This is a genomic window from Streptomyces sp. NPDC003027 (genome assembly GCF_053591435.1).
The window spans coordinates 25,092-37,416 of sequence record NZ_JBSFTU010000043.1 but is presented as its reverse complement, the minus strand read 5'-3'; the positions used below and the strand labels follow the sequence as shown (position 1 = coordinate 37,416).

Genomic DNA, 12,325 nt, shown 5'->3' with positions numbered 1-12,325 from the left:
GATTCGCGTTGCTCTTGCAACCGGGAGGTGCGCCGATCGGTCCTCTTGGAATGCCTCGCGATGGCATTTCCGGCGGCCGGCCGGTGTCGCCCACCTCGGGACGGGCGGCAACGGGCATTCCGCGCAGCCCTGTGATCGGGGCCGAACACGGCACAGGCACGGGCCGCGCACCCATGGGCCCCGGCATGGGCGGTGGCCCCATGGGCGGACCGGGCGGCGGGCAGAACGGCATCAGCGGTGGCCGCCGTCTTGCCGTCGAGACCGGTGGCGTCGTCGGAGGTCGTCCGCAGCAGCCGGGTGCGGTGAGTGCCCGTCCGTTCACCCCGGGAGGATCCGGGCTCGTGCGGGGCGGTACTCCCAGTGGCGCTGGTACCGGAACGGGACCGGTCGGGCGTGGTGGGGCGTGGTGGGGCGTGGCAGGGGGTGCCCACGGTGTGGGTTCCCGTCGCGAGGACAGCAATGGAGAGCGGCCCGGACTACCTCGTCGAGGACGAGGAGACCTGGCAGCAGGGTGGCCGTTGAGTCGCGCCGCCTGTTATCGACTGATGAGCCAGAGGAAGTAGATGCGTACCAGCAGTATTCGTTCGGGCCGTGGTCGGACAGTCGCTTCGGCCGCTCTGGGGATGCTGCTGGTGGGCATCGCATCCGTTCCCGCGCATGCGGAGTCGATCCGTTCGCAGCAGTGGCACCTGGACATCCTGGGTGCTGAGAAGATCTGGAAGATCAGCACCGGCAAGGGCGTCACTGTCGCAGTCATCGACAGTGGGGTGGACAGGAAGAACCCCGATCTGTCAGGGCGAGTGCTCGATGGGAAGGATCTCGCGCCTGAAGCGAGGGGCGACGAGCACACCGATTACGCGGGCCATGGGACTGGCATGGCTGGGCTCATTGCCGGCACGGGCCAGAGCGGCGGCGGGGACGGTGCCTTCGGCCTCGCCCCAGGGGTAAAGATCCTCCCCATTCGGCTACCGGATGGAGAAGAGGGCGCCGTAAGCCAGGCAGACGCAGATCGCGAGTTCAACAAGATCGCGCCTGGTGCGATCAGGTATGCGGCTGACTCCGGTGCCAAGGTCATCAACATCTCGATGGGCTTCGACTCTGGCTCGCAGGAGCTCACTGACGCCGTGAAGTACGCTTTGGACAAGGGTGCCTTGGTGTTTGCGGCGGTGGGCAACAGCGCTGACAAGGGGAACGAAGCTGAGTATCCGGGAGCGACGCCCGGTGTCGTGGGTGTCGGAGCCATCGACAAGAAGCTGACGCGCACCAAGGAGTCCCAGTACGGTCCACAGGTGGACGTTGTGGCGCCCGGCGATCAGATGGTCCATGCCTGCGGCAACGACACGGGTCTCTGCAAGTCGCACGGCACCAGCGCGGCCACCGCCATCGCCTCGGCTGCCGCCGCCCTCATCTGGTCCAAGCACCCTGACTGGACCAACAATCAGGTCCTCAGGGTCATGCTCAACACCATCGCACCTCCCTCTGCCGACGAGAAGCGCAACGATCACCTCGGTTACGGCGCCATCCGCCCCTTCCGTGCCTTGAAGACCCCGGGCGACCCTGGCCCCGCCGACGTCCGCCCCATCCCCGATCTCGCCCCTGTCGCGAGCGCGTCGCCCTCCGCCGCCCCTTCAAAGACCGCCGAACAGCCTGGTGCCCCGGCCCCGGCTCCGGTGGCTCAGGAAGAGGAGAGCAACACCGGCCTCTGGATCGGCCTCGGCATCGGCGCGGCCGTCCTCATCGGCGCCGCAGTGGCCGTCCCGATCGTCCGGTCCCGGCGGTGAGTTCGTCCGCGCGGTAAGCACACTGCAGCCGGTAGTGGCGGGGCCGTACGGCGAGTAAGGGGTGGGAAGGTGGCATGAGAGCGGCCTTGAGAAGAGGGGGGCTACCCGCGCAGTTGGTCGTTCTCGTGTCGGTGACGGCTTGCGGCAAATGTCGACGCAGGGATGCACGCTCGGCTCTCGGCAGCGGTCGGGCTCTCAGTGACGCTCGTCGCGCGGCGTCAGCGGTGGCGGTGCTTCCCTCGCTGTCCAGCGCGCCATCGACCTGACCAAGAGCGCGGGCGCGGCGGTCAGTACCAGCTACGCCACCGACACGCTGCAGTACCTCAAGGACAACGAGTACAACAACGACGACCAGGCCATGGACGCCATCCTCCAGACCCAGATGTCCGGACAGAACAGTGCGATGACCCCTCTGCTCAACTACGCGGAATCCGTGGGCATGTCCCTCGACGAGAAGCGCGAGCTGATCCGGGAGGCCGAGACCTCGTACCGTAACGGCATGGTCGCGGCCGGCGGAGGGATGAAGGTCAAGTGAGCAACGCGTTCTTTGCCCGGTGCGCCGGGAGCCTTGCAGCCGCCGTCGTGATCGGGCTGTCGGCATCGGCCTGTTCCGGTGGTGGTTCCGGCGGAGAGAGCAAGACGGATACGTCCGCGGCGCTGAAGGCTTGCCAGGAGTTGTTCGGGGAGGAGAACGTCGACGCGGTCCGGAAGGGGCTGGGCGGCGGCGAGCTCCAGGCACAGAGCAAGTCGCTGGACCAGATGAAGGCCCTGATGGCCGAGAAGGCGCGCGGCTGGAAGGCGGAGGGCGACGACCTGTCGCGCGCCTGGTACGACGTGTGTCGGCTGGAGGCCGCTGACAAGAACCGGCAGGCCTGGGTGACCGGCCAGGTCAAGTGGTCCGTTCTGGCGATGGACTCCGTGACCAGGAAAGACTCGGCACAGGAGTGGCGCAAGGCGTCGGACGACGTCTACGTGCAGTCGCTGAAGCGTACGAGCGGAGTCGCCGCCGTACTGCCGTGCCGGATCGAGGGAGCCGACCAGGCACAGCGCAGTGGGTTGCCGCTGGAGGTTTCCGTGCTGGACCAAGGGCTGGGCGGGGACAGGGAAGCGTTGCTCGGCAAGCTGCTGGCGTCCTTGGTACAGGACGCGCAGAAGCGGCTCGGATGTGTTCAGCCGGTGCCCGTGCCCGCGGACCTCCGCCCCTGACCTGTCCCGCGCAGGCCCCGTGACGGCGTCGGCCGTGAGCCGGACGTGACGTGCGGCTTCCGGGGTGCAGGGTCGGGGCGGTCGGGGGCCGGGAGCCACACGGTGCAGCCCTCGATCGCGGGCGGCGTCGTGGCGCCGCCCGCGCCCCAGGATCTCAAGGGGGCTGACGCCGGGGCCGCTGGAGGGAGACCGCGGTCGATTCGGGCCCATCTCACTCGAGCCGCAGTCGAGCCGCAGTCGGGACCCTGATCACACCGGGTACGCGGTCGTGTCGACTGCCAGTGCGACTACGAGTGCGAGGGGTTCAGGCGTTCCGGGCCGGCCGTGACACGACTGCCCTGCGCCCTCATGGTCGTACGACCAAGGGATGACCCCTCTCCGTCGTGCGACAGGGCTCATCCCGGCCTACGCCCCTTACTCTGAAGGGCATGAGTGCCTTGGAACCCCGTGACGCCGACGCCGACGCCGAAGTCGTCGAACCCGCCGAAGCAGCGTCCCCGCAGTCCGCGGGTGGATCCGTCCTCGACCGGGCTCACCGGGCGCTCAGTATCGGCGTCGTCTCCGTCGTCCTGCTCATCGCCTTCGAGGCGACCGCCGTCGGTACCGCCATGCCCGTCGCCGCGCGGGAGCTGAACGGCATTCCCCTCTACGCCTTCGCCTTCTCCGCCTACTTCACCACCAGCCTCTTCGCCATGGTCCTGTCCGGGCAGTGGTCCGACCGCGCCGGGCCGCTCGCCCCGCTCACCGTCGGCATCTCCGCCTTCGCCGCCGGGCTGCTGCTCTCCGGTACGGCGGGCACGATGTGGCTGTTCATCCTCGGCCGGGCCGTCCAGGGGCTCGGCGGCGGCCTGGTCATCGTCGCGCTGTACGTCGTCGTCAGCCGGGCGTACTCCGAGCAGCTGCGGCCCGCGATCATGGCCGCGTTCGCGGCCAGCTGGGTCATCCCCTCGGTCGTCGGCCCCCTGGCCTCCGGAACCATCACCGAGCACCTCGGCTGGCGCTGGGTCTTCGTCGGGATCCCCGTCCTCGTCGTGCTGCCCCTCGCCCTCGCCCTGCCCGCGATCCGCCGCACCGCGTCGGGGCCCGCCGACCCCGCCGCGCCGCTCCCGCCGTACGACCGGCGGCGGATCCGGCTCGCGCTGGGCATCTCGGTCGGCGCGGGGCTGCTGCAGTACGCCGGTCAGGAGCTGCGCTGGCTTTCCCTGCTGCCGGCGGTGGCCGGTGCGGCGCTGCTGGTGCCGGCGGCGGTACGCAAGGACGGCCTGCTGCCGCCCGGCACGTACCGGGCGGCGCGGGGGCTGCCGTCGGTGGTGCTGCTGCGCGGGATCGCGGCCGGGTCCTTCATCGCCGCCGAGTCCTTCATCCCGCTGATGCTGGTCACCCAGCGGGGCCTCAGCCCGACGCTCGCGGGCCTCTCGCTCGCGGTCGGCGGTGCGACCTGGGCGCTGGGCTCCTTCCTCCAGTCGCGGCCGTGGACGGAGCCGTACCGGGAGCGGCTGGTGGTCGTCGGCATGCTGCTCGTGGCGGCGGCGATCGCGGCCGCGCCCAGCGTGCTGATCGCCTCGGTGCCGGTGTGGGTGGTCGCGGTGGCGTGGGGGTTCGGGTGCCTGGGCATGGGCATGGTCATCGCCTCGACGAGCGTGCTGCTCCTGAAACTGTCGGCGCCGGAGGAGGCGGGCACGAACTCGGCGGCGCTGCAGATCTCGGACGGCCTGTCCAACGTCCTGCTCCTCGCCGCGGGCGGCGCGGCCTTCGCCGCGCTGGGCGGCGGCGCGGTGGGCCACGCGGCGAACACCGCGACGGCCTCGGCCACGGCGGCGGGCTCGCACCCGGCGGCTTTCGCGGCGGTGTTCCTGCCGATGGCGGGGGTGGCGGCGGTGGGGGCGTGGGTCGCCACGCGGCTGAGAACGACGCCGGGTGACGCGGCGTGACCCTACGATCCCGGCCGGGCGGCTCGGCTGCGGCGTGAAGCTCGGCGACCCCCGAGCGATGCCGACCGGCGGCTTTCGGCCGGAGCGCTCGGGCCGGAGCCTGCCCTTGCGGCCGGCCTCTCGCTGGAGGCCCGCCTTCGCCGCGCTGTCGGCTGGGGTGCCCACCGAGCCCGGAGCCCGCCAAGGCGGCAGCGTCCGCCGAGTCGCAGCGCGCGTGAGCTCGGTCGGCCGTTGTGACACTCGCCGCACCCCGCGAGGTCACGGCGTCGTCCGTCCCCTCCTGGGACGACCGCACCGGTAGGGTGGCCCGGTTGTCATATCTGGACGAGCGTCGAACCGGAGACCGTGACTACCACCGCCACCTCCTCCCATCACCTCTCTCCCGCCTTTCCCGGCCGCGCCCCCTGGGGCACGGCCAACAAGCTGCGCGCCTGGCAGCAGGGGGCCATGGAGAAGTACATCCAGGAACAGCCCCGCGACTTCCTCGCGGTCGCGACGCCCGGCGCCGGAAAGACCACCTTCGCGCTGACTCTCGCGTCCTGGCTGCTGCACCACCATGTCGTCCAGCAGGTGACGGTCGTCGCCCCCACCGAGCACCTGAAGAAGCAGTGGGCCGCCGCCGCCGCGCGGATAGGGATCAAGCTCGACCCGGACTACAGCGCCGGACCGCTCAGCAAGGAGTACCACGGCGTCGCCGTCACGTACGCCGGAGTCGGCGTCCGCCCGATGCTCCACCGCAACCGCTGTGAGCAGCGCAAGACGCTGGTCATCCTCGACGAGATCCACCACGCCGGTGACTCGAAGTCCTGGGGCGAGGCCTGCCTGGAGGCGTTCGATCCGGCGACCCGCCGCCTCGCGCTGACCGGTACGCCCTTCCGCTCGGACACCAACCCCATCCCCTTCGTCACGTACGAGGAGGGCAACGACGGGATCCGGCGCTCGTCGGCGGACTACACGTACGGCTACGGGAACGCCCTGGGCGACGGTGTCGTCCGGCCCGTCATCTTCCTCTCCTACAGCGGCAACATGCGCTGGCGCACCAAGGCCGGCGACGAGATCGCCGCCCGCCTCGGCGAGCCCATGACCAAGGACGCCATCTCGCAGGCCTGGCGGACCGCGCTCGACCCGCGCGGCGACTGGATGCCGAACGTGCTGCGCGCCGCCGACCGGCGGCTGACCGAGGTCAGGAAGGGCATCCCCGACGCCGGTGGTCTGGTCATCGCGAGCGACCAGGACTCCGCCCGCGCCTACGCCAAGCTGATCCGCGAGATCACCGGCACCAAGGCCACGGTCGTCCTCTCCGACGACGTCGGCGCCTCGAAGCGGATCGACGAGTTCAGTGAGAGCGACGACCGCTGGATGGTCGCCGTCCGCATGGTCTCCGAGGGCGTCGACGTGCCCCGCCTCGCCGTCGGTGTGTACGCGACCACGATCTCGACCCCGCTCTTCTTCGCGCAGGCCGTCGGACGTTTCGTACGTTCGCGCAGGCGCGGCGAGACCGCCTCCGTGTTCCTTCCCACCATCCCCAACCTCCTCGGCTTCGCCAACGAGATGGAGGTCGAGCGCGACCACGTCCTCGACAGGCCGAAGAAGGACGGCGAGGAGGACCCGTACGCCGAGTCCGAGAAGGAGATGGCGGAGGCGGAGAAGCAGCAGGACGAGGACACCGGCGAACAGGACATGCTGCCCTTCGAGGCGCTGGAGTCCGACGCCGTCTTCGACCGCGTGCTCTACGACGGTGCCGAGTTCGGCATGCAGGCCCACCCGGGCAGCGAGGAGGAGCAGGACTACCTCGGCATCCCCGGGCTCCTCGAACCCGACCAGGTGCAGCTCCTCCTCCAGAAGCGGCAGGCCCGGCAGATCGCGCACAGCCGGAAGAAGCCCGACACCGAGGCCGACCTGTTGGAACTCCCGGCGGAGCGGCGCCCCGTCGTCTCGCACAAGGAGCTTCTCGAACTGCGCAAGCAGCTCAACACGATGGTCGGCGCGTACGTACACCAGAGCGGCAAACCCCATGGGGTCATCCACACCGAGCTGCGGCGGGTGTGCGGCGGGCCGCCGACCGCCGAGGCGACCGCCGGGCAGATCCGCGAGCGGATCAAGAAGGTGCAGGAATGGGCCACCCGCATGAGGTGATCCACCACCGCGATCTGTCGGAAGACACAGCCGAGGGCCCGTACGCGCAGCCGCGTACGGGCCCCGCTCGTACCCCGCTCGTACGCCGCCGACATAGTCGATCTTGTCGGTCAAACGCCCTCTGACCGGCCGACTCGCACCCCGAAGCGGGTGTATCGGGTCGCACGCGCCCGGATTCTGGACGAGGTCTTCCGCTGAGCGGAGTGGCTCGCTACTGTCCCCGCAATGCAAACGCCCCGTGGCAGCGCCGCCGCGGAGCGCAGCCGGTGCGCATGGCCTGCCGGCGGCCTCTGACGTGCGTCGCCGACGGGACCGGTGTCGCAGCTCTCGTGAGGACCGCCGTCACTCACTCCGATCACTCCGAAGGAGAGGGCGTCGTGACCGCGGAGACCTCCCAGACGCTCGACCGGGGACTTCGAGTCCTCAAACTGCTCGCCGACACCGACCACGGCCTGACCGTCACCGAGTTGTCCAACAAACTCGGTGTCAACAGGACCGTCGTCTACCGTCTGCTCGCCACACTCGAACAGCACGCGCTCGTACGACGGGACCTGGGCGGCCGGGCCCGCGTCGGCCTGGGCGTGCTGCGGCTGGGCCGCCAGGTCCATCCGCTGGTGCGCGAGGCGGCGCTGCCCGCGCTGCGCTCGCTCGCCGAGGACATAGGCGCGACGGCGCACCTCACCCTGGTCGACGGGGCGGAGGCGCTGGCCGTCGCCGTCGTCGAACCGACCTGGACCGACTACCACGTGGCCTACCGGGCCGGCTTCCGCCACCCGCTGGACCGTGGCGCGGCCGGCCGCGCCATCCTGGCGGCCCGCCAGGGCGGCCTGATCGAGCCCGGGTTCACGCTGACGCACGGCGAGCTGGAGGCGGGCGCGAGCGGCGCGGCGGCTCCGCTGGTCGGAATCACCGGGATCGAGGGCAGCGTGGGCGTCGTGATGCTCGCGGACGCGGTGCCGGAACGGGTGGGCCCCCGGGTCGTGGACGCGGCCAGGGAGGTCGCCGACGCGTTGCGTTAGGGCGCGCTGCCGTTACGGGGTTCAGGGCGCCGGCCCGGGGTTCACGCGACCCCGGTTGTCCGGCCGCGCGACCGTTCAGGGGGCGCCCACCAGCAGCGCCCCCAGCGCTGTCCGCCGGTGTTCCACCGACCTTCCCGCTCGCGCCGTCGTGATCAGACCCGCGCCCCGCAGCGCCGACGCGTGCGCCGACGCCGTCGCGTTGCTGACGCCCAGGCGGCGGGCCAGGGCCGTCGTCGTCTGCCCGTCGGTGAGGGCGCGCAGGAGTGCGAGGCGGGTGCTGCCGAGGACCGCCGCCAGGGACTCCTCCGAGCCGGGCGCCCCGTCCGGCGTGAGCGGCAGACCCGGCCCCGCCGCGTACGTCACGACCACCGGCCGGCCCGGCAGGTCCTGGACGAGCGGGCGGCCGGTCCAGTGGAAGGTCGGCAGCAGGACCAGCCCGCGCCCGGCGAGCTCGATCTCCCGCCCGAGCCCCCTCCCGCCAAGGCCGGTCTCCCGCCCCCGCCCGGCAGCTGCGCCCTCCCGTCCCCGCCCGCTCCCGCCGACGTCGCTCTCCCGCCCGCCCGGCGGCGCCCACTCCCAGACGTCGTCGTGCAGCCGCGTGCCGGGGACCAGTGCCGGCAGCGCCATGCCGATGCCGTGTTCGGCGACGGTCAGGGCGTGGCGGGTGAACTCCGCCCGGTGCAGGTCCTGGACCTGCGACCACACCGGTGCCACGACCGTCTCGAACGCCGCCCGTTGGGCGCGGCGCAGGATCTGCCGGGCAGCCGTGCCGCCCCCGTGGAGCTCCCGGATCCAGCGAGGGGACGGCCGCCCCGCGTACACCCGCTCCAGCTCCGAGCGCACCAGCTCAGGCGGGGCCGACGCCACCAGGTCGAAGCCCTCCGCCGGCGTCTCGCCGAGCACGTCGAGGAAGCGCGGGGGATCGCCCGCCGGGACGAGGTCCGCCAGCGGCGCGGCGGCGTCCGGGAGTGACCGCAGCACCCGCCGCCGCCAGCGGCCGAAGAGCAGGTCGTCGCCGCCGAGCAGGGTCATGAACGCCGCGTTCAGCTCCGGCACCGGGGCGGGCCTGGCGGCGAACCGCACCCGGGCGAAGTCCTCCGCCGTGAAACGGATCCGGGTCAACCGCACAAGCCTTTCGTCCACAGCCTCAACCTTCGCCGGAGCCCTCGGCCCGGCGGCAGCCTGTCCCGCATGACACCTTCTCCCATGGACCGACGGACCGTCACCAGGGCCGCCGTCGCCGCCGCCCTGGCCCTCACCCCGGCCCCCGCCTGGGGCACCCCCACACCGCGTGACCTCGTCCTGCGGCTCCCCGCGCCCACCGGCCCGTACAAGATCGGTGCCACCACCCTCCACCTGGTCGACCCCTCCCGCAACGACCCCTGGGACCCGGCGACAGGGGTACGGGAGGTCATGGTCACCGTCCTCCACCCGGCCCGTACCGTCCGCGGATTTCCGCGCGCACCCCAGCTGACCGAGGACGCCGCGGAGCTCTTCACCGTGTTCGCGCCCCGGATCCGCCCGGGCCTGCCCGAGGCCGGGGTCGACTGGGCCGCCACCCGCGCGCACGCCCACACCGGTGCCCCCGTCCTGCCCGGCCGCCGGCCCGTGCTGCTCTACAGCCCCGGGGGCGGCGACGCCCGCACCATGGGCACCTCGCTCGCCGAGGAGCTGGCGAGCCACGGCTGGGCCGTCGTCACCGTCGACCACCCGGGGGACGCGAGCGAGGTGGACTTCCCCACCGCGCGCCCCGGGCGCGACAAGGTGCGCCCCACCGTCTTCGTCCGGCCGCCCGACGCCGAGCAGTTCCGCACCATGATCGACACCCGCCTCGCCGACATCCGGTTCGTCCTCGACCGGCTCGAAGCTCTGGAGGGGCCCCTCGGCCGCGCCCTCGACCTGGGGCGGATCGGGGTCTACGGGCACTCGGCCGGCGGCACCGCCGCCGCCCAGACGCTGTACGACGACCCGCGCGTCGCCGCCGCCGTGAACCTGGAGGGCCACCTGGACCAGGCCGACGGCACGCTGTTCCCGGTGGCCCGGTACGGCGTCGACCGCCCGCTCCTCCTGCTCGGCACCGACGGCTTCCGCAACGCGCGGCTCGACCGCTCCTGGTCCGCCGCGCTCGCCCACCCCGGGGGCCGCATCCACCGGCGGCAGCTCGACGACGCGGACCACTGGGTGTTCACCGACTACGCCGCCCTCGTGCCCCGGTTGCACGCCGCCGGCCTGATGAGCACCGCCGACCGGGTCCGGCTCGTCGGCGCGGTCGATCCGAGGACGTCCGTGCCCGCCGTGCGCCGGCAGGTCCGCTCGTTCTTCGGCCGTCGGCTGCCCGTGAGGGCCGCACAGTAGATTGGGCCCGTGCTCTCCCGTCTCACGCGCAACCGCGCCCTCGCGTTCAGCGCCCTCCCCGTCGCCGCGCTCCTCGCCGTCGTCGGGCTCGCGCCGCTGCCGTACGCCATCGCACAGCCCGGCTCCACGGCCGATGTGCTCGGCACGTACAAGGGGCGTGAGGTGATCACCATCAGTGGCGCGCCGGTCCGTCCGACGCGGGGCAAGCTGCTGATGACGACCATCGTGGCCACCGGACCCAGTGTCGACAACGACTTGGGCGTCGTCGCCGACGCCTGGTTCCGGACCGACCGGGCCGTGCTGCCGCGCGACGCCGTCTACCCTCCCGGGAAGTCGGACGCCGAGGTCGAGAAGCACAACCTGGCCGAGATGAAGCAGTCGCAGGACTCGGCCGTCGTCGCCGCCCTCAACCACCTGGAGCTGGACCCCGAGGACGTCGACGTCACCCTCAGCCTCCCCGACATCGGCGGGCCCAGCGCGGGGTTCCTCTTCTCCCTCGGGATCGTCGACAAGCTCGACGGCGACGGATCCGGCGGTGACCTCACGGGCGGCCGGACCATCGCCGGTACCGGAACCATCAGCTCGGACGGCACGGTCGGAGCGGTCGGCGGAGTCGCGCTGAAGACGCAGGCGGCCGGGCGGGACGGGGCGAGCGTCTTTCTCGTACCGAAGGACGAGTGCTCCCAGGCGCAGTCGGAGCTGCCGAAGGGGATGCGCCTGATCCCGGTCTCCGCCCTCGGCGACGCCGTGTCGTCCCTCCGGGCCCTGGGGCAGGGGCAGGAGGCGAAGGTTCCGAGCTGCTGACCGGCTCCTTCGGCGGGCACGGCCACGCGGTGAGGGCGGCCACGCGGTGAGGGCGGCGGGGCGGTGAGGGCGGCGGGGCGGTCAGGAGGGTCGGGCGGTCGGGTCGGTCGGGGCTCAGCCCTCCCTGATGAAGCCCTGCTCGATCAGCCACTCCTTCGCCACCTCGTGCGGGTCCCGCCCCTCCACGTCCACCTTCGCGTTCAGGTCCTGCGCCACCGCCGTCGTCAGCCGCGCGCTCAGCGGGTTCAGCAGGCCGGCGATCGCCGGGTACCTCTCGTACGTCTCGGCGTGCAGCGCGGGCGCCGCGTTGTAGTTGGGGAAGAAGCGCCTGTCGTCCGCCAGGACCGTCAGGTCCATCGCCTTGATCCGGCCGTCCGTCGTGTACACCTCGCCCAGCAGGCAGGAGTCGGACTGCGAGACCTGGGTGTAGATGATCCCGGCGTCCATCTTCCTGATGCCGGCCGCCGGCAGCTTCATCCCGTACTCCTTCTCCATGCCCGGCAGTCCGTCGTCACGCGAGGCGAACTCGTTCTCGACGCACACCGTCACCGCCGACGGGTCCTTCCGCGCCAGCGCGGCCACGTCCGACAGCGTCTTCAGCCCGTACCTCGCGTTGTTCTTCTTGGAGATCGCCAGCGCGTAGGTGTTGTTGAGCGTCGACTGCGGCAGCCACGCCACCCCGTGTTTCACATCCGCCTCGCGCACCGCCCGCCACTGCGCCTGCGGGTCGGTGATCGGCTCGGCGTTGCCGAGGTACGTGATCCAGGCCGTGCCCGTGTACTCGTAGATGGCGTCGGCGTCGCCCCGCACGATCGCCTCGCGCCCGCTGACCGATCCGGGCAGGTTGGTCCGGTCGAGGACCTCCGCGCCCGCCGCCTTGAAGATCAGGCCGATCATGTGGCCCAGGATGATGTTCTCGCTGAAGTTCTTCGACGTGATGGTGAGCGAGGCGCCCTGGAGCGGCCGGCCCCGGCCCACCGAGCCCGGCACCACGTCGTCCACCATCGGCGAACCGCTCTTGAGACCGCAGCCGGACAGCCCGGTCAGGGCCGCTCCCAGGACCAGCAGCCCCGCCACGGCGGTACGCACCGAA

The 12,325-nt window shown here is 71.9% G+C and carries 11 protein-coding genes; 9 read left to right on the top strand and 2 right to left on the bottom strand.

Going from position 1 to position 12,325, the window contains the following annotated elements; all coding sequences use genetic code 11:
- Window positions 1–360: 360 nt before the first annotated feature.
- From ACWDX6_RS25465 to ACWDX6_RS25435, 7 genes are all read left to right on the top strand, one after another.
- Window positions 361–522, top strand: a complete 162-nt coding sequence (locus ACWDX6_RS25465) for a hypothetical protein (RefSeq protein WP_451487200.1) — start codon at window positions 361–363, stop codon at window positions 520–522.
- A 41-nt stretch (window positions 523–563) separates the two neighbouring features.
- Window positions 564–1,781 (top strand): type VII secretion-associated serine protease mycosin, encoded by a 1,218-nt coding sequence (mycP, locus tag ACWDX6_RS25460; RefSeq protein ID WP_451487199.1) that lies wholly within the window; start codon window positions 564–566, stop codon window positions 1,779–1,781.
- 358 nt (window positions 1,782–2,139) lie between these two features.
- On the top strand, window positions 2,140–2,316 hold the full coding sequence (locus ACWDX6_RS25455; RefSeq protein WP_451487198.1) for a hypothetical protein: 177 nt from the start codon (window positions 2,140–2,142) through the stop codon (window positions 2,314–2,316).
- The gene (locus ACWDX6_RS25450; RefSeq protein ID WP_451487197.1) at window positions 2,313–2,987 is read left to right on the top strand and encodes a hypothetical protein; all 675 of its coding nucleotides are present in this window, start codon (window positions 2,313–2,315) and stop codon (window positions 2,985–2,987) included. Before ACWDX6_RS25455 ends, ACWDX6_RS25450 begins: the two co-directional genes overlap by 4 nt.
- A 428-nt stretch (window positions 2,988–3,415) precedes the next feature.
- Window positions 3,416–4,918, top strand: coding sequence for an MFS transporter (locus ACWDX6_RS25445; protein ID WP_451487196.1), 1,503 nt, complete (start codon window positions 3,416–3,418; stop codon window positions 4,916–4,918).
- 345 nt (window positions 4,919–5,263) lie between these two features.
- A complete protein-coding gene (locus ACWDX6_RS25440) occupies window positions 5,264–7,054 on the top strand; it encodes a DEAD/DEAH box helicase (protein WP_451487195.1) in 1,791 nt (596 codons plus the stop codon).
- Between the two features lie 377 nt (window positions 7,055–7,431).
- A complete protein-coding gene (locus tag ACWDX6_RS25435) occupies window positions 7,432–8,073 on the top strand; it encodes an IclR family transcriptional regulator (RefSeq protein ID WP_451487194.1) in 642 nt (213 codons plus the stop codon).
- A 75-nt stretch (window positions 8,074–8,148) separates the two neighbouring features.
- Here the strand turns inward: ACWDX6_RS25435 and ACWDX6_RS25430 are convergent, their stop codons facing one another.
- Complete coding sequence (locus ACWDX6_RS25430) at window positions 8,149–9,195, bottom strand: ArsR/SmtB family transcription factor (RefSeq protein ID WP_451487212.1); 1,047 nt, start codon at window positions 9,193–9,195, stop codon at window positions 8,149–8,151.
- 84 nt (window positions 9,196–9,279) lie between these two features.
- On the opposite strand from ACWDX6_RS25430, the gene ACWDX6_RS25425 reads away from it, so the two are divergent.
- Both ACWDX6_RS25425 and ACWDX6_RS25420 read left to right on the top strand, forming a co-directional pair.
- The gene (locus ACWDX6_RS25425; protein ID WP_451487193.1) at window positions 9,280–10,428 is read left to right on the top strand and encodes an alpha/beta hydrolase family protein; all 1,149 of its coding nucleotides are present in this window, start codon (window positions 9,280–9,282) and stop codon (window positions 10,426–10,428) included.
- Between the two features lie 9 nt (window positions 10,429–10,437).
- Entirely contained in the window at window positions 10,438–11,232 is a 795-nt protein-coding gene (locus ACWDX6_RS25420; RefSeq protein WP_451487192.1) for a S16 family serine protease, read from the top strand.
- A 114-nt stretch (window positions 11,233–11,346) separates the two neighbouring features.
- Here the strand turns inward: ACWDX6_RS25420 and ACWDX6_RS25415 are convergent, their stop codons facing one another.
- Window positions 11,347–12,321: a glycine betaine ABC transporter substrate-binding protein gene (locus ACWDX6_RS25415; RefSeq protein WP_451487211.1), complete on the bottom strand. Its 975-nt coding sequence runs from the start codon at window positions 12,319–12,321 to the stop codon at window positions 11,347–11,349.
- Window positions 12,322–12,325 lie beyond the last annotated feature (4 nt).

Bases quoted from the DNA above. Each gene is read 5' to 3' on its own strand.
- mycP (WP_451487199.1), top strand. From the start codon at position 564: ATGCGTACCAGCAGTATTCGTTCGGGCCGTGGTCGGACAGTCGCTTCG.
- ACWDX6_RS25455 (WP_451487198.1), top strand. From the start codon at position 2,140: ATGGACGCCATCCTCCAGACCCAGATGTCCGGACAGAACAGTGCGATG.
- ACWDX6_RS25425 (WP_451487193.1), top strand. From the start codon at position 9,280: ATGGACCGACGGACCGTCACCAGGGCCGCCGTCGCCGCCGCCCTGGCC.
- ACWDX6_RS25445 (WP_451487196.1), top strand. From the start codon at position 3,416: ATGAGTGCCTTGGAACCCCGTGACGCCGACGCCGACGCCGAAGTCGTC.